This window comes from Paenibacillus sp. FSL R5-0636 (assembly GCF_037974255.1).
In the GTDB taxonomy this organism is placed as follows: domain Bacteria; phylum Bacillota; class Bacilli; order Paenibacillales; family Paenibacillaceae; genus Paenibacillus_AQ; species Paenibacillus_AQ odorifer.
Map to the genome: position 1 here is coordinate 3,818,009 of NZ_CP150232.1, position 13,962 is coordinate 3,831,970.

At 46.7% G+C, this 13,962-nt stretch carries 25 protein-coding genes; 2 read left to right on the forward strand and 23 right to left on the reverse strand.

The features are described 5' to 3' along the window. Positions 1–88: 88 nt before the first annotated feature. From MKX34_RS17325 to MKX34_RS17435, 23 genes are all read right to left on the reverse strand, one after another. On the reverse strand, positions 89–679 hold the full coding sequence (locus MKX34_RS17325) for an HNH endonuclease signature motif containing protein (protein ID WP_076296547.1): 591 nt from the start codon (positions 677–679) through the stop codon (positions 89–91). A gap of 3 nt (positions 680–682) precedes the next feature. After that, on the reverse strand, positions 683–913 hold the full coding sequence (locus tag MKX34_RS17330) for a hypothetical protein (protein ID WP_042188703.1): 231 nt from the start codon (positions 911–913) through the stop codon (positions 683–685). Positions 914–915: 2 nt separating this feature from the next. After that, entirely contained in the window at positions 916–1,098 is a 183-nt protein-coding gene (locus tag MKX34_RS17335; RefSeq protein ID WP_076296546.1) for an IDEAL domain-containing protein, read from the reverse strand. A 32-nt stretch (positions 1,099–1,130) separates the two neighbouring features. After that, complete coding sequence (locus MKX34_RS17340) at positions 1,131–1,961, reverse strand: hypothetical protein (RefSeq protein ID WP_076296545.1); 831 nt, start codon at positions 1,959–1,961, stop codon at positions 1,131–1,133. Positions 1,962–1,982: 21 nt separating this feature from the next. After that, positions 1,983–2,396, reverse strand: coding sequence for a RusA family crossover junction endodeoxyribonuclease (locus tag MKX34_RS17345; protein ID WP_076139062.1), 414 nt, complete (start codon positions 2,394–2,396; stop codon positions 1,983–1,985). Beyond that, positions 2,347–2,544 carry a hypothetical protein gene (locus MKX34_RS17350; protein WP_143763727.1) on the reverse strand — a complete coding sequence of 66 codons (198 nt, stop codon included), beginning with the start codon at positions 2,542–2,544 and terminating at the stop codon, positions 2,347–2,349. The genes MKX34_RS17345 and MKX34_RS17350 overlap by 50 nt, the downstream gene beginning before the upstream one ends. Before the next feature lie 186 nt (positions 2,545–2,730). Beyond that, positions 2,731–2,892, reverse strand: a complete 162-nt coding sequence (locus tag MKX34_RS17355; RefSeq protein ID WP_179089290.1) for a hypothetical protein — start codon at positions 2,890–2,892, stop codon at positions 2,731–2,733. Between the two features lie 13 nt (positions 2,893–2,905). Continuing rightward, the gene (gene dnaB / locus MKX34_RS17360) at positions 2,906–4,315 is read right to left on the reverse strand and encodes a replicative DNA helicase (protein ID WP_179089289.1); all 1,410 of its coding nucleotides are present in this window, start codon (positions 4,313–4,315) and stop codon (positions 2,906–2,908) included. Next, entirely contained in the window at positions 4,308–4,652 is a 345-nt protein-coding gene (locus MKX34_RS17365) for a hypothetical protein (protein ID WP_076296544.1), read from the reverse strand. Before MKX34_RS17365 ends, dnaB begins: the two co-directional genes overlap by 8 nt. Next, positions 4,639–5,619 (reverse strand): ArsR family transcriptional regulator, encoded by a 981-nt coding sequence (locus tag MKX34_RS17370; RefSeq protein WP_076296543.1) that lies wholly within the window; start codon positions 5,617–5,619, stop codon positions 4,639–4,641. Before MKX34_RS17370 ends, MKX34_RS17365 begins: the two co-directional genes overlap by 14 nt. 44 nt (positions 5,620–5,663) lie before the next feature. Further along, complete coding sequence (locus MKX34_RS17375) at positions 5,664–5,942, reverse strand: hypothetical protein (protein ID WP_076296542.1); 279 nt, start codon at positions 5,940–5,942, stop codon at positions 5,664–5,666. Further along, positions 5,939–6,133 carry a hypothetical protein gene (locus MKX34_RS17380; RefSeq protein WP_076296541.1) on the reverse strand — a complete coding sequence of 65 codons (195 nt, stop codon included), beginning with the start codon at positions 6,131–6,133 and terminating at the stop codon, positions 5,939–5,941. The genes MKX34_RS17375 and MKX34_RS17380 overlap by 4 nt, the downstream gene beginning before the upstream one ends. Beyond that, entirely contained in the window at positions 6,130–6,324 is a 195-nt protein-coding gene (locus MKX34_RS17385; protein WP_076296540.1) for a hypothetical protein, read from the reverse strand. The genes MKX34_RS17380 and MKX34_RS17385 overlap by 4 nt, the downstream gene beginning before the upstream one ends. Beyond that, entirely contained in the window at positions 6,321–7,028 is a 708-nt protein-coding gene (locus MKX34_RS17390; RefSeq protein ID WP_076296539.1) for an MBL fold metallo-hydrolase, read from the reverse strand. Before MKX34_RS17390 ends, MKX34_RS17385 begins: the two co-directional genes overlap by 4 nt. Next, the gene (locus MKX34_RS17395; RefSeq protein ID WP_076296538.1) at positions 7,028–7,933 is read right to left on the reverse strand and encodes a RecT family recombinase; all 906 of its coding nucleotides are present in this window, start codon (positions 7,931–7,933) and stop codon (positions 7,028–7,030) included. The genes MKX34_RS17390 and MKX34_RS17395 overlap by 1 nt, the downstream gene beginning before the upstream one ends. A gap of 3 nt (positions 7,934–7,936) precedes the next feature. Beyond that, positions 7,937–9,925 (reverse strand): AAA family ATPase, encoded by a 1,989-nt coding sequence (locus MKX34_RS17400; protein ID WP_076296537.1) that lies wholly within the window; start codon positions 9,923–9,925, stop codon positions 7,937–7,939. Continuing rightward, complete coding sequence (locus tag MKX34_RS17405; RefSeq protein WP_076296536.1) at positions 9,922–10,182, reverse strand: hypothetical protein; 261 nt, start codon at positions 10,180–10,182, stop codon at positions 9,922–9,924. Before MKX34_RS17405 ends, MKX34_RS17400 begins: the two co-directional genes overlap by 4 nt. Positions 10,183–10,281: 99 nt before the next feature. Beyond that, positions 10,282–10,518: a hypothetical protein gene (locus tag MKX34_RS17410; protein ID WP_076221306.1), complete on the reverse strand. Its 237-nt coding sequence runs from the start codon at positions 10,516–10,518 to the stop codon at positions 10,282–10,284. A gap of 201 nt (positions 10,519–10,719) precedes the next feature. Then, positions 10,720–10,971: an AbrB/MazE/SpoVT family DNA-binding domain-containing protein gene (locus MKX34_RS17415; RefSeq protein ID WP_076296535.1), complete on the reverse strand. Its 252-nt coding sequence runs from the start codon at positions 10,969–10,971 to the stop codon at positions 10,720–10,722. 52 nt (positions 10,972–11,023) lie between these two features. Beyond that, entirely contained in the window at positions 11,024–11,293 is a 270-nt protein-coding gene (locus MKX34_RS17420; protein ID WP_076296534.1) for a hypothetical protein, read from the reverse strand. A gap of 9 nt (positions 11,294–11,302) precedes the next feature. Beyond that, entirely contained in the window at positions 11,303–11,818 is a 516-nt protein-coding gene (locus tag MKX34_RS17425) for a transcriptional regulator (RefSeq protein WP_076220872.1), read from the reverse strand. A 129-nt stretch (positions 11,819–11,947) separates the two neighbouring features. Then, on the reverse strand, positions 11,948–12,271 hold the full coding sequence (locus tag MKX34_RS17430; protein ID WP_081383892.1) for a hypothetical protein: 324 nt from the start codon (positions 12,269–12,271) through the stop codon (positions 11,948–11,950). A gap of 18 nt (positions 12,272–12,289) precedes the next feature. After that, positions 12,290–12,502: a helix-turn-helix transcriptional regulator gene (locus tag MKX34_RS17435; RefSeq protein WP_076296533.1), complete on the reverse strand. Its 213-nt coding sequence runs from the start codon at positions 12,500–12,502 to the stop codon at positions 12,290–12,292. Between the two features lie 160 nt (positions 12,503–12,662). Between MKX34_RS17435 and MKX34_RS17440 the strand changes: the two genes are divergently transcribed. Then, positions 12,663–13,028, forward strand: a complete 366-nt coding sequence (locus MKX34_RS17440; RefSeq protein ID WP_076220787.1) for a helix-turn-helix transcriptional regulator — start codon at positions 12,663–12,665, stop codon at positions 13,026–13,028. A gap of 79 nt (positions 13,029–13,107) precedes the next feature. After that, a complete protein-coding gene (locus MKX34_RS17445) occupies positions 13,108–13,962 on the forward strand; it encodes an ImmA/IrrE family metallo-endopeptidase (RefSeq protein WP_076296532.1) in 855 nt (284 codons plus the stop codon).

Consider the following 13,962-nt stretch of genomic DNA (forward strand, 5'->3'; position numbering starts at 1 on the left):
GCCCCCGCCCCGACCAAGGATATGGGGGGCTTTGCAGATTCTTGATTTTCATCAGTAGCAAGTTTTTGTCGCAGTTCAATTCAGTCTATTAACGTTTGCTCCGCTTTCTTTCCCCCATTTTCTGAATAATATCAGCCAAAATCACACCGCTCCGCGTGAGCTCAGCATCCTTTTGAATAAGCCCTCTTTTGTTCATGATGGCCAGCTGTCCGCGGGTAACCAGAATCAAATTATCCGGATCGAAATTCCGCCTGTCCCCATCTCCGAATATGACAACATGTCCCTTCGGAACCGAGCGGCCGCAGTGCAGCTCCCATACGATCAGATGCTTCCCACGCCACATATTAGGATCAGCAATCTTTATATCTACATAATCATCCCCGTTAACCCTCTCAGAGCCTACAGAAACATAATTGTGCGGCTTATGGCCCTTCTTGAATTGAGTATCCTCGCCTCCAATCCATAACTTCTTCTTTCCCTTATTGGGTGGAACGCTACCCGGTTTGATCCTGGCATCGATTCCGCTCTTCAACCCGTTGTTTTTGATGAAGGCTCGCATTTGCGAAGGCTGGATCTCCACGTCGAACTTCTCATTAAACATTGAAGTCAATTCCAGAACATATCGTCCATGAATGTTGGTGCTGATAAATTCCTTGTGCTCCAAACTGTATCGGAACATTGATTATCCCTCCAGCATCTTAGGGATAGCCGTATTGGCATTCATCTTGTCATCAGAAAGCTTTATTGCATCTAGCACAAGGGAACCATTTGCAATAACTTGAGAAGCGACACTCGTTACAGCCTTTGCTCTGCTAATCTCGTCAGCCAGTTTCTCTCCGGTCAGTTCCTCATCGCTCAACCGCTCTAATTGAGCAAACAAATGATTATTCAGATCCCCCAAAGTATTCCGCATATTCACTCCCCCTTCCTTAATCTTTTTAACTCCGTCGAATACCGATAAAAGCTCTCTTCATCTCGCTCATCCAGTGCTTGGTCTATCAGTGTCCGAAGCTCTGCAATCCGATGTTTCCGTAATGCCGTTTCCCAAACCACTTCGATATATTTATCAATTGCGAGTGCATAAACCGCAAAGATCAAAGCGACACCTCCCTAGGTAAGAGAAAAGCAGCTTACGCTGCTCCTCCTCCATCCTTCATTTTCTTTGCAGCCAGCTTGCGGTATGCCGTCCATCTGGTTGATAGTTGCCCACTCGTCATACCATTCTCATTAGCGATTTCGCGCCAAGTTTTATCTTCATTGATGCGTTTCTCCAGAAGAACAGGAAACGGGATTGGCTGTCCATCATATTCGACTTCAGGAAAGATTGGGCGTTCAGCAAGGATAAAGGCGTCCAGTTCTTCCTTACTTGTATCCTCTGGTGCGAAGTCGGTCTTAACATCACCAGCGGCTTCCTCGTCTTGTTCTTGATCATCTGAATCAATGCCATCACTTTCATTATGCTGACTATCAGATTCAACTTCTCCACTCAACCAATCTGGTTCAAGGTCAGCACCTTCGGCCTGCAGATCAGAACCGTCTTCATGCTGGCCAGCATCTGTTTGCGTACCAACAGTATCTTCGCCTACTTCCGACTCAATAATCTCAATATCATCAGTCTTCTGTTCACCTTCCATAACCCCCTCTTGCTGTTCAAAAAGGTTAGCCTGATCTGGATCATCTTCACCAAGCTTCTCTGTGCTCATCACGATACCGGAAGCATCAGTTATGACACGACGGCCAGTGACTTCCCGGTATATATCTCCGTCCTCTTCATCGAAATCAAAAGCAGCCTGCGGATCTCCCATGAAGACATTGATCTTTTCCCCTTGATTGCTGCTGAGGAATAAGAAGTTCTCCTGCATGACTTTCAGTGGCACAAGCAATTTGACTTCAACGTCGGCATCTCCGACTTTAATTCCTTTGGCAATAGTTGCACTGAATTTTGCATAATCCTTTATCATATCGATCTTCCCCTCAGTTTTTTATTGGAGTTGCTTAATCTTCACTTCAATGCGTGGTCGTGCGCTGTACCGTTTCCTTACGAATGCGTCCACAACTTGGCTATCATCCTTCCAGATGATGCCCTTCAGCGCATCCTTAACACCCTTCAGATAGTTGTCCGCATCAGGCTTAGTCACTGGGAGAATATCACCGCGCTCAGCTGCCGCCGCCTTCTTTTGACTGAAGCTCTTGGGTGTGGAACGATAGGCTGTAACCGCAATTCCCAAAGGACCATCCAGCAGTGCTGCTGGCGCATGTTCACTGGCAGCCAATCGAACATAATCCTTATAGTCTCTTGATTTGGCGGGATCATAGGCTCTTGGAAATCCACCAGCAGTGCTAAATTTAGGCCGGCCCTGGGCGACCGGTTCTCCGTAAACCGTAAACTGAATCATTACGTTCTCCTCCTCGATGCTTAGCCGGCATCATCGCTGTATCAAGTACATACACCATGCCTGCCATTGCTCCAGTCTCATCTACAACAGCGAAGTAGTTTTGCTGCTGGAAGAATGGATCTATCGGCTTACGCTTCTTTACAACCATTAAGATCAACTCCCCTCATTCGTATACCAATCGCGAGTTCAAACTCTGCAATACCCTCGTCCACTTCCGCTGGATCCATGTCTGAAAACTCAGCTAGCAGATCCGTGCGTCCCTGAGCAACTCCGGTATCTAGTTAATGACGACGCATCAGGTTATACACGTGCCAGTAATTCCTCCCACCCATCGTTAGGCCCCCTTACTGATCGTCTTCGGCTTACCGGATTTCCGATGAATCAACACAAGCTGTGTTGGTGTCTCCCGTTCCACCAACCAATTCTCCAGCACCAAGCCCTTCGATGCTGCAATCATGATTTTCTGTTTCTTCGTTGGTCGCTTCCCCTGCTTCATCCCAATTCTCCCTTTACTGCGCCCATTTGCGCTTTTCAATATCTTTCGGTGATGCGGATTCTGAGTGCACTCTGTCGTGGTTGACAAATTTATTGAAATTCTTCATGAACACTAATTCCACAGTACCTACGGGACCATTCCGTTGTTTAGCAATAATGATTTCGATGATGTTCTTTTTCTCAGTTTCTTTGTCGTAATAGTCGTCACGGTAAAGGAACGCTACAATGTCTGCATCCTGTTCAATTGCTCCCGATTCACGAAGATCGCTCATCATTGGACGCTTGTCCTGTCGCTGCTCAACGCCTCGGCTGAGTTGGGATAAGGCGATAACTGGCACTTCAAGTTCCCGGGCTATTTGCTTCAAGGTTCGGCTAATCTGTGATACCTCTTCCTGCCGGTTCGCACCGCTGCGCCCTCTACCCTGGATGAGCTGCAGATAATCGATCACGATCATTCCCAGCTTGCCTTCTTTCTTCAACCGCCGGCACTTGGCACGAATCTCATTCACCGTTATACCAGGGGTATCGTCAATGTGAATATCCGCCTCCGACAATAATCCAACGGCCATCGCCATGCGTTCCCAATCATCACCTTCAAACTTCCCTGTTCGCATACGACTAGCATCGATCTGGGCTTCAGCACAAATCATTCTTTGTACAAGCTGCGCGGCACTCATCTCCAAACTGAAGATAGCGACGGTCTCCTTCGCTCGTACTCCGACATTTTGAGCAATGTTCAGTGCAAAAGCCGTTTTACCAACCGATGGCCGTGCCGCTACGATAATTAAGTCGTTTTTCTGGAATCCGGCAGTCATCTTATCGAGATCAGTAAACCCAGACTCAATCCCTGTGATTCCGCGGTTTATATCACGGACGTTGTACCGCTGCTCCGCCTCTTCCCAGACCTGCATCAATGCATCTTTGATCCCAATAAACTCACGTACTGGAACCGTCTGGTCTGAGAGTTTAGATACAGCAGTCTCAGCCATTGCAACGAACCCTTTAACATCCTGCTCCTCCCCAGCATTGCGAAGCAGATCTAGGGCCGTATCAATCGCTTGACGACGAAGGAACATCTCCTGTACTCGCTCAACATAGTAGGCTGCGTTCGCTGTTGTCGGCACTGCATGAGCCAACTTCGACAGGTAACTAACCCCACCAACCTTGTCGATTTCCTCGCTATCCTGCAATTGTGAAGTCAGGCTGATCAAATCAATAGGCTGTTCCGCATTGCTGAGACGACGCATCGCTCTGTATATCCGTGCATGTCCTTCGTCGCTAAATTCCCCGCCTTGCAATATATCTGCCGAAGCTTCATAAGCCGACTGGTCTATCAAGGCCGCACCTAGTACCGCTTGCTCGGCTTGGAGATCAACCGGCATTTCAATTCCCGCTGCCGCTAAAAAAACCTCACGATCAAGCATTCATTTCACCTCGAAGTTTCCGCTTTACTGTTTCCCAATAACCTTCAGGTGGCGGTTTATGGCTAGACGCCCATTCATCAAGATTGGCGAAATGTTCTGCAGCAGCTTCCTTACTGCGCTGGCTTTCTTGCAAATCGCCTAACCGACCACGAATATTCGCAATCTTTGGCTCTACCGTTTCAGTGAGAATATAGCGATCAATATTCTCTCGTGCTGTTTCCGCCGGAAAATCTTTGAGATATTTATAATCTGCTTTCACCTTTTCGACAGAAGCATCAAAAAACGGGAAGTGCTTCTTAATCTCTCGGTAAAGCTGAGCAACTTCAACCACTTCCACGCTTCTTCTCCTCCTCAATGAACTGTTCAAGTTCGTCGATTTCCTGTTGCCGTTGGCTTTTCCGACGCTCTCTTGAGGCTCCCAGGGCGACTGTTCCCTGCGTTTTTGCAGCAGGGGGAGTTAGGTACCGCTCAAGAAATGAGGACAATTCATCCCAGCAGCTATAAATCACGGTTTTGCAATACGAGAACGTTCGGATCTTGTCTGAAGGTCTCCTCCGTTTAGCTTTCTTCCGGGCAATTGCCAGATCGATGAAAAAGTATACGAGATCCAACGGCATGGCCTCGTTCGCAATCTCACGAACATGTTCCCAATCAGCAGTAACGGGGCTGAGTAGCCTATTACGTTGCATGTAATACTGTTCGATTTTAAGGACACGCTGTTCGACTGTCGGTTTATCAAGATCTATTTGGCCTGTGGAGACGGCACCCACAGCGGCGGTCAGAACCCCGGATCTTGAACTCAACTCTTTTTGATCATCTTCTTCCAAGCCATTAATCCATCTATCAATCAAAATCTTTATAATATCTTTATTAGATCGGAAGTTTTCTTCCGGATGATCGGAAGTTTTCTTCCTATCTCCATCGTCCAGATCGGAAGTTTTCTTCCTATCTCCATCGTTAGAGTGGAAGTTTACTTCCGGTCTGTTCTGATACTTTTTGGAGTTCCGAACACTGAAAATGAGTCCATATGGAGCGCGGGTCACACGTATGTAACCATGATCCTCTAATTTTTTTATCCAATCGCGGATTGTTCTTCCGGTCACTCCGAAAGTTTCCTCCAATTCACTGCTGCGGATCGGCTTGTTCCCGAGGACAATACCCCAGACAGTTCCCTCTCTTTCCTTCTCAGAAGTCGTGGAGCTGATACACCACAGGAAAAGCCATATCGCGCTGCCTATTTGTTTGTAATGTTGTGGCTGTAAAAGCCCCGAGTATGTTGGAAACGGGTAACTGCCTTCGGGCATTCAATCATCCCCTGCCTAATATGGTCCTATATCGCGAGTATGGATTAGGTCGTAACTACACCATTAACATGTACATTGAATTTTCCGTTCAGGCCGTGAAGCTCTCGCATTCCAGATTGCAGCCCATGGCCAAAAGTCGTCATTACCTCGTTGATCATATCCGGAATATGTTCTGGCTTACTCACGATTGCCACCTGTGCTCCGAGTGAATACGACAAGGCTTTTAAATATTCAATGACACCATCAGGACCCTGTTTGTATGCTCCTTCAAGTGATGATTCCAACAGATCGAACAAGGCCTTTCTATTATCAAGTTCGTTCATATGGCACGCTCCCTCTTCGTTTTTTCTTTCCACTCCCTATCTCCCAGGCATTGCCCCCACGTCACTTCAAAATAACGGTGCCCCTGGACGTAGGAGACAAACAAACCGCTCGATCTCTCGTAGTACATGCCATTAAGCACCGGCTCTGAAATGGCCATTGAGAACAAATCAAGCTGCTGAACACCACTCATTGATTAGCCCCCCGTTCGTCTTGAATGTAGATATAGGGATAAGCAGCTCGGATAACGCGGTACCCTGGATGTGCAATGGCATAGTATGCTCTAACCGCTTGTTTAAAGGCTTCATCGCCCTCTGATCGCAGAGCCCACAATCGCTCACTAATCATGCTTTTCCAGATCCGCTCACCCATAGAACCGTTCATCGATCTGCCACCTGTACAGCAGAGCCGGTTAACTTCTGAATTTCCCGTTTAAACAGTTCAGCGTCACTATTACCATCTGATAAGTGCAAAAGCCAAATCTCCTCAACATTTCGGGTATCATTGGCTTTCAGAAAGTCCTTAACATGCTCCAGGCTGAAATGTGAGCGGAGCAGCCGCTTTTTCTGAGCCGGATGAAGCTCTCCGGCTAACACCCGGCGGTTTACGATATCAATGGAATAATTGCACTCAATCATAATGTGGGTGAGTCCTTGGAACTTGTACCGGCAGTAATAGGAATCTGTTAGAAAAAGCAGCTTATCGCCGTCCTGGTTGGCTAGGAGCCAGCCCAGCGGCTCTGCTGCATCGTGCTCAACGCCGAACCCCATAACTGTCCATCTCCCAATCTCGAATGTTTCCAGTGGCGTCACAGACCGTAAACGATGCCCCGAAAGATTGAGAGCTTCTGCCGTACCTTGACTGGTGTATACCGGGATGCCAGCTCGCATGATATCGACTGCAGCCCGGCTATGATCACCATGCTCATGAGTGATAAGACAACCAGAGATATCTGACATGCGGAAGTTAAGCGCCCGCTGTATCGACTTATAAGGAAAACCGGCTTCCAGCAGAAGCACGGTATGGCCATCCGTAATACGGTAGGCGTTGCCGGCACTGCTGGAGCCGAGGCATTGGATATCAATCATTAGAAATCCAACTCTTGTTCCTTAGGAGGAACATCTGCAGCAAAACCATGAGGGTCATCGACAGGTTGCTTTGTACGTGGTGCCGACTGTTGTTTCGTTGACGGCGGAGCAGCATCCTGTTTGATATCAATCACTTCTCTATTCGCATGCTCTGCAATCTCTACTTTGACTTCTTCAGTCGTCACATCAAGACGCTCGTCATACTCATTTTCTGTCGACCGATTAATGGCATCAACCAACAGGTCACTGTCATCACTCGTATTGATGTAAGCCTTAGCCGCGCGATTGATCACTGTCCGCTTCGCCATTTCCTGCGGAAACTTTTTGTGTACGGCTTGTCCTGTTTTGGACTGACTCCAGGAGGCATCAATTTCCTTTCGAGTCATAACCGTAAGGATTTCTTCATCTTCGAGCGTTTTGACCACGGCGTAGGCTCCCAGCATCTCATTGTCCCGATTTGCAAAATTGGTTTCGTGCTTGACCAATTTTTCGCGTCCGCCAGCTACTTCGTACTCAAATACATCACCTTTGTAAATCACGTTTGCCCAAATATCTTTGACGTTGGACAAACGTTTAAGAACGGCTTGTGTCCCAAAATAGGAGCGATTAAGCTGAAGCTTGCTTCCGTACACAATGAAATAGCATTGTGTCTTGGCTGGGCTTAAACCTTGCACAACCATATCCAGCAGTGCATTTGCGACAGATTCCCGCGAGCACACCTCCAGCACAGGCTTACCGTTCTTATCCTGTACCTCCTGGAGTTTGAAGAAGGCGCTTTTTAACGCATTGCTCGCATTGTAATTCGGAGGCAAAATTAACCCGTCATCCTGCAACCGTGTAAGGCTCCGATTAACATCATCGGTGATGTCCTTTTGAATAATCGCCACCTGATTACCTGTACTCATTCCTTAAATCGCCTCCTGTATATCTGCCGTCTCAATACGCAGATTCTTATCTTTCTCGCTGACCAATAGCCGAATCACTTGAGCATCTGTGGGGATTAGCTTCGTGATAGACTCTGCATTGTCAATAAAAATAGGCGCCGATATTCCGTAGTGCTCGGATAGTGTGTTGATAATATCCAGGCCGACATTGTTCTGAGCAGCTTTATTGAGCCCGCCTTCATATGGAACACCCTTGTAAAGTGTGTCGCAGACTTCCTTCAGCCCGCCGTTGACCTGCTCTTCAAAGAGTCTGAACCGCGCCAGCTTGAACTTGCTGTTGATCTTGGCGTCAAGCAGGTTGACTTTCGTACGGGTGAACTCTTCACAAAGGAACAGTTCGTGCTGCAGCCGCTCATATTCACCGGCCAGACTTCTCTCCTGCTGCTCCAACTCGGCGACACGTTGCTGCCCGCGCTTAACGCCGTCGAATTTAGCCAGGTCCCGTTCCATATCCTCGACTTCAAGTCGCAGCCTGCCGATCTCTTCCCGCACGCCCGCAGCAGCCGATTGGCTGGATTGTCGAAGCTCTACAATTTCCTGCTGAAGCCGGATCGCCTCGGCAGCCTTGCCAGCATACTCAGGTTCTGATGTTGGGTCCTTAACGCCCGCCCGCAGCTCAGTAAGCTCGGTTTCTGCTGCGCTGATCTCTGTCTGCAGAGCAGCCAGGCTGTTGTTAAGCTCGTCAATGTCGATCTGGAGCCGTTTGACTTCCTGCTCAAATTTCTCTGCTTCGGCGATAGCAGCCTTCCCATCCGCATTAATGCGCGCCTTCCGGTCTGCCAAGCGCAGATTAAAATCAGCCTCCGCCTTTTCATGTGCCGCCTTGATCTGCTCCTCCGGAAGATTCTGTCCGCAAGTCGGGCAACTCACATCATGATGATGTTCGAATACTTCTTCTTTCAAAGCGGTAAAATCTGCTCGCAGCCGCTCTGCTTCCTGACGGCGACCAGCAGCCAAGCGCTCGTTCTGCTTGATTCGCTGCTGCTTATCTTCGATGCTCCTGCGGTATTGGTCGAGCTTTGAATGCTTCAAGTTCACAGCATTTCGCATCTCTGCTACCTTATTCAGCACCGATGATTGCAGCCGAGATTTAATATCGATCTGCTCTGCCTCGACTTCGCGTAGGCGCTTCTCCTTCACAGAAACCTCGCCGCCGGAGAGAATGCGAGATACCTCTGCCTCCCTGGACTCAATTCGGCTACGCAAGAGCGCAACATCTTCCTTTAGGAGATCTTCGTCCAATTCAGCAACGTCAGGCATCTGTCTCTGAACCTCGCTGATCCGCACCGGTAGTTCCTTAATTTCCTTGTTAATAGCTGCACTTCGAGCAGTGATAACTTTCTTATGAGCGTCCATTTCACGGCCAGCTAGGATTGTAGGAAGCTCAGCCAAATCCTCGTTACTATGAATGACTTCGGCATCTGTCAGATCACCAGACACTTCCAATAGCACCTTGCGACGTTCCTCTTTTTTAAGAACCTCGTTAAAGTAAGAAGGACTGGTCAGCAACCTGAACAATTCTTCCTTGATGATTGCGTCAACCTCGGCCTGGAATTCCCGCATGCTGAGTGGAACACCGTCCACAAAATAAGTAGTAGTGTGACCCTCAAAGCTCTCAACCGGCGCGCCACGTTTCTTTGTCCACTTCTCGGCATAAACCCGGCGGAATGTCCGGCGATGGTTGTCCACCAGAAGGGAGCCTTCAATTTCATGCTCCAGCTTGTGTTGTTGAACCAAGCCGACAAAATTCAACTCTTTGATTTCGAATTTCTGTTCTGTACGATTCTCACTGTCTTTGCCGAACAGGAGCCAAAGGAATCCGTCAAATATCGTGGTCTTGCCTGTGGCATTATCTCCAAAAATGTCAATGTCCCGGCCATCAGCTGGAACATTGAATTCCTTAATCCCTTTAAAATTACGGAGCGTCAGGCGCTCCAGAACGATACGCTTCAAGCGATCTCCTCCTCCATTGCTGCATTACATTCCGCATGTAAGATCATTTGTTGATCAGGTGTTTCCGGGTAACGAATGCTTTCCAGATAAGTCCGAATGGCATATTCAACTTCAGCTAATTGATCCGGATCAGCGTGCAGCTGAAAGGTCCCGGATTGCTGCCGGATTGAAAGAACCGGCGGCGTATAGTGTGTTGGAGGCTGAATTTCAACCTCAATGCGCTGACCGCTAATATCAGCAGAAAAGGCAGTTGACATTACATTCACTCCCTCTTGTGTAGTGCGCCCCCACCTGCTAAGATGGAGGCAAGTGAATAATTAAGTTTTCAATGAACAGTGATAGCCCATGCCAGTGGGCTATTTTTCGTTGTCGTGTTCAGCAATTTGCTTATAATCCACGATTACAGGAGCGTTCTCGACACTGGCTATCATGTGGCCATCTTCGTCCAGAACGACATACTCAGAATGAACATGGTCCTCATACTCAGAACCAACCTGCTTAATCTCAATTACTTCATGGCTATCAATCTCGGTTCCAACTTCAAATACTCGTGTAGGATTACTAACCACTGTTAACTTTTGAATGATTTGCATAAGCTGCCTCCTTTCTATGTATTTGCAAGGTGGGCGAGGGAGTAAATGCACCAATAAAGACGGCCTTTTCAGCTCCCTTGATCTATGTGATCCGCCACCACCTTGGATGCGTCAGCCGCATCTTGGAATCCCGGACGGAGGAAAGGTTATTTCTAAGGTCCGACATTCCAAGACAGGGGCCGAAGCCCGTGCCAGTCCTTCTTAAATACCTGCTGCTTTAGCCATTTTCTGAATAGTTGCTCGGCTGTACAGCTTTCCTTCGAACGGGATCAGATCGTCCTGGCTACCACTGATCGCACAGCCAGGTGCATATTTCCGAAGGATTACTTTCTCGTCGTCAACAAAGATTTCTACAGGGTCCTTGATGTCCAAATTCATAGTGCGGCGTAATTCAATAGGGATAACGATCCGTCCAAGCTCGTCGATTTTGCGTACAATTCCAGTTGATTTCATATTATTAGCCTCCGTAAGATTTATTTTTAGAGTTTATTAATGCACTTGAATCTCAAAGGGTAGCCTTGTGCTTTTCACGCTTCGGGGTTAAAATGGACATCAATAGATTCTCTAACCGAGATTTCAAACCAAGTGACTGCCCTGCCAGGCGATCATTTTTCATTTCTACTTCAGCGATGCGGATCATATTATTCAGATAGTCTTCAGCATCCTCAATCCTTCCTGGTAGCATCACATCCGGATTCTTCCGGATCATCTGAAGGTTATGCACTGCATGCTTACCCGCTTCTCTTGCCTCAGCAACCAATTGTTTCCTTTCCAAAGCGCTCCCTCATTTCAAATATTTTTTAACTTTTAGCTCAGCTCGATGCTCCTTCCAAGTTCCCAACCAACTAAAGGAATACTCTTTACATAGCACTGCAGCCAGATGAGTCAGGGCCGTGATAGCTTCCACCGTTTCCATAAGTAGTCGTTTTATTTGATGTCGCTCTGCATCCGTTATTTGTTCATTAGTTTTGCTGATTGGTGCTTGTCCCGATGCCACAAGTACTTCCTTCATCTCCTCGACGGTTTTTATTAGGACGCTTGCTCTATGCAGATCCACATTATCCAGCCAAGGTGAGAAGGCTCCCCCAGAAACATCTGCTACTGCTGCCAAGAAAAGCTGCCCATCATCGTAGTGCTCAACCGCTGCCTTCATGACTGGCCTAGAAGCTTTACGCGTTCCTTTAACGATTTTCCCGATTTGAGAAGCATCGACATTAGCTACTTTTCCAGCAATATGCCGGTTATCACCGGTACGTTTCAAGACGTCTTGTAGTGCGGTTCCAAATTGTCCGATTGCCAACTAGATTTCAACTCCTTTGTCCGTTTTATGGGATGCTATCGGACAGAGGCCTGATGTATGATGTTGTTAAGCGATTCCCCTTACCGCAATCCCTGCCCGCCGCTGCCGATAAAGCTCGGCGGGTTTTCTTTATCCGATTGCATGTCTGCGTTTAGCTTTGAAATCTTCACCAGCGTTATTATCGATCCACTCGGTGTGTTCATCGATCCACCGAAGTAATAAAGCTGACGGTATCCGTGGATTACCAAACTCACGATTCACTGGAAAGTCTGGACGTTTCATAACCTCAGTGGCTGTTGGTCTGCTAATGTCCAGAAGTTCCATGAACTGCTTAATGCTAAGCACTGGCGGTAGTGAAGTCGGGACTTGTACTGCGTAAACTTCAATTGCTCGAGATACAACTTTTTCAAGCAACCGTTCTAAGTCATCGCTGTCCATCACAACTATGGACATTTAGATCACCTCCTTGATTCAAATATGTTCCTTTAAGGAACTTTCGTCTTCAAAAAAATTTCCCCATGGAAATTTAAGAACACTAGCAATAGCTTTTGCAGCGGGAACAGCAGGAGTTTTAGTACCGACTTCAATATTTGTATAGTAACTCCGCGATATACCTGCTTCATCAGCTACCTGCTCATGAGTTTTACCTAATGTCTCACGAAGTTCTTTCAACCAACTCCTCATCCAGCATCACCTCCATTGTTCCTTTAAGTAACTTTATAGCTTGATTATATGTTACTTTAAGAAACATGTCAAACATAAAAGTTTCTTTTAAGAACATTTATATCAAGTTTCTTTTAGGAACATTATAATAGTCTTATCTTGTATAGTTGGGGTTGTGTACATGGAAATAGTAGGGAAACGAATAAAAGGTGAACGAGAGGCCTTAAAGAAACAGGATCAAAAATGGACTCAAGAATTTGTTGCAGATCTTATTGGTGTTGCTAGGGTAACCTACACTGCTTATGAAAATGGAACAAAATTACCACCAGTAGATACATTGAATAAAATAGCTGACACATTTGATTGTGACACTGATTTCTTAAGTGGAAGATCAAATATACGCAAGAAGCCTGAGAGCAACCTTACTTTCTACGGTGGGCCAAATGACTGGACAGAAGAGGAATTTAAAGCGGCTGATGATTTTATAAAGGAAATCAGAGAGGCACGACAAAGAGCTTTAGATAAAGCAAATAAAGAGCAGAAATAAAGAGGTTTTACACATAGCCAGCAATGGCTTTTCTTTTACATACAAAATAGAACATATGTACGCTATTGGAGGATTTAACATGAACTTATCCAAATACTTCAAAACTCCGTTGGAACAAACTATTGAAAATCACTACCTCTCCAGGGCTATATTGGTGCCAAACGATTTGACTATAGAACGAATTTCTGAAGCCTTTAATGTGGAGGTGCATTTCAAAAGCGTTAAATCGTTTTCTGATAATGAATTATGTGTAATTGTTATCAACCAACAGGATGAACGTGATGTACAGCATAAAACATTCTTCCACGAGCTAGGACACGTGCTCCGCCATGTTGGGGATCAGCGTCAGATTTCGGAGCTTTTCCAGCAAATGCAAGAAGCTGATGCCGAACGATTCAGTCTTTACGCAGCCATCCCCTTTTTCATGCTTGAAAAATTGCAGCTCTCTGCTTTCGAAGAAGAAGCGGCAGGTATAGTTGCAACCGTATTTCAGGTTCCTCCAGAATTCGCACTGTTGCGTCTGAAACAGATTCGCGAGCGTATTGCTAGCGCTGAATTCATGACGGCTTTTACATATACTGCTGTGGCCAAGGAAAACACTTTACCATACACGACAACTCCTGAGCCAATCATACGAGGTGTTTACGGGCTTGACGATTTATCTAGACCACACACGCTTATCATTGAACAACGTGGAGGTTTTAAGTGGGATCAGCCACTCTACATCGAGGTTAATGGAACCTTTAAAAGCGTGGATGTCCATCCAAACTCTAATCGGAATAGCGCTGTTGTTCGTTCAAGTGATCTTTTAATCCCTCCGAGCCGTTCTGGATACGTAATGATCGACATGGAGCGAATTGCTTCTCGACATGGACAAAACGCAAACAAATTGTTTCTAACCATAGAAGCTTTAGAAGATGCTATTAATTTTTAA

Bases quoted from the DNA above. Each gene is read 5' to 3' on its own strand.
- MKX34_RS17430 (WP_081383892.1), bottom strand. From the start codon at position 12,271: ATGTCCATAGTTGTGATGGACAGCGATGACTTAGAACGGTTGCTTGAA.
- MKX34_RS17435 (WP_076296533.1), bottom strand. From the start codon at position 12,502: ATGAGGAGTTGGTTGAAAGAACTTCGTGAGACATTAGGTAAAACTCAT.
- MKX34_RS17325 (WP_076296547.1), bottom strand. From the start codon at position 679: ATGTTCCGATACAGTTTGGAGCACAAGGAATTTATCAGCACCAACATT.
- MKX34_RS17330 (WP_042188703.1), bottom strand. From the start codon at position 913: ATGCGGAATACTTTGGGGGATCTGAATAATCATTTGTTTGCTCAATTA.
- MKX34_RS17345 (WP_076139062.1), bottom strand. From the start codon at position 2,396: ATGATTCAGTTTACGGTTTACGGAGAACCGGTCGCCCAGGGCCGGCCT.
- MKX34_RS17390 (WP_076296539.1), bottom strand. From the start codon at position 7,028: ATGATTGATATCCAATGCCTCGGCTCCAGCAGTGCCGGCAACGCCTAC.
- MKX34_RS17410 (WP_076221306.1), bottom strand. From the start codon at position 10,518: ATGCAAATCATTCAAAAGTTAACAGTGGTTAGTAATCCTACACGAGTA.
- MKX34_RS17385 (WP_076296540.1), bottom strand. From the start codon at position 6,324: ATGAACGGTTCTATGGGTGAGCGGATCTGGAAAAGCATGATTAGTGAG.
- dnaB (WP_179089289.1), bottom strand. From the start codon at position 4,315: ATGCTTGATCGTGAGGTTTTTTTAGCGGCAGCGGGAATTGAAATGCCG.
- MKX34_RS17355 (WP_179089290.1), bottom strand. From the start codon at position 2,892: ATGAAGCAGGGGAAGCGACCAACGAAGAAACAGAAAATCATGATTGCA.
- MKX34_RS17370 (WP_076296543.1), bottom strand. From the start codon at position 5,619: ATGCCCGAAGGCAGTTACCCGTTTCCAACATACTCGGGGCTTTTACAG.
- MKX34_RS17405 (WP_076296536.1), bottom strand. From the start codon at position 10,182: ATGTCAACTGCCTTTTCTGCTGATATTAGCGGTCAGCGCATTGAGGTT.
- MKX34_RS17340 (WP_076296545.1), bottom strand. From the start codon at position 1,961: ATGATAAAGGATTATGCAAAATTCAGTGCAACTATTGCCAAAGGAATT.
- MKX34_RS17445 (WP_076296532.1), top strand. From the start codon at position 13,108: ATGAACTTATCCAAATACTTCAAAACTCCGTTGGAACAAACTATTGAA.
- MKX34_RS17380 (WP_076296541.1), bottom strand. From the start codon at position 6,133: ATGAGTGGTGTTCAGCAGCTTGATTTGTTCTCAATGGCCATTTCAGAG.
- MKX34_RS17440 (WP_076220787.1), top strand. From the start codon at position 12,663: ATGGAAATAGTAGGGAAACGAATAAAAGGTGAACGAGAGGCCTTAAAG.
- MKX34_RS17350 (WP_143763727.1), bottom strand. From the start codon at position 2,544: ATGGTTGTAAAGAAGCGTAAGCCGATAGATCCATTCTTCCAGCAGCAA.
- MKX34_RS17375 (WP_076296542.1), bottom strand. From the start codon at position 5,942: ATGAACGAACTTGATAATAGAAAGGCCTTGTTCGATCTGTTGGAATCA.
- MKX34_RS17415 (WP_076296535.1), bottom strand. From the start codon at position 10,971: ATGAAATCAACTGGAATTGTACGCAAAATCGACGAGCTTGGACGGATC.
- MKX34_RS17395 (WP_076296538.1), bottom strand. From the start codon at position 7,933: ATGAGTACAGGTAATCAGGTGGCGATTATTCAAAAGGACATCACCGAT.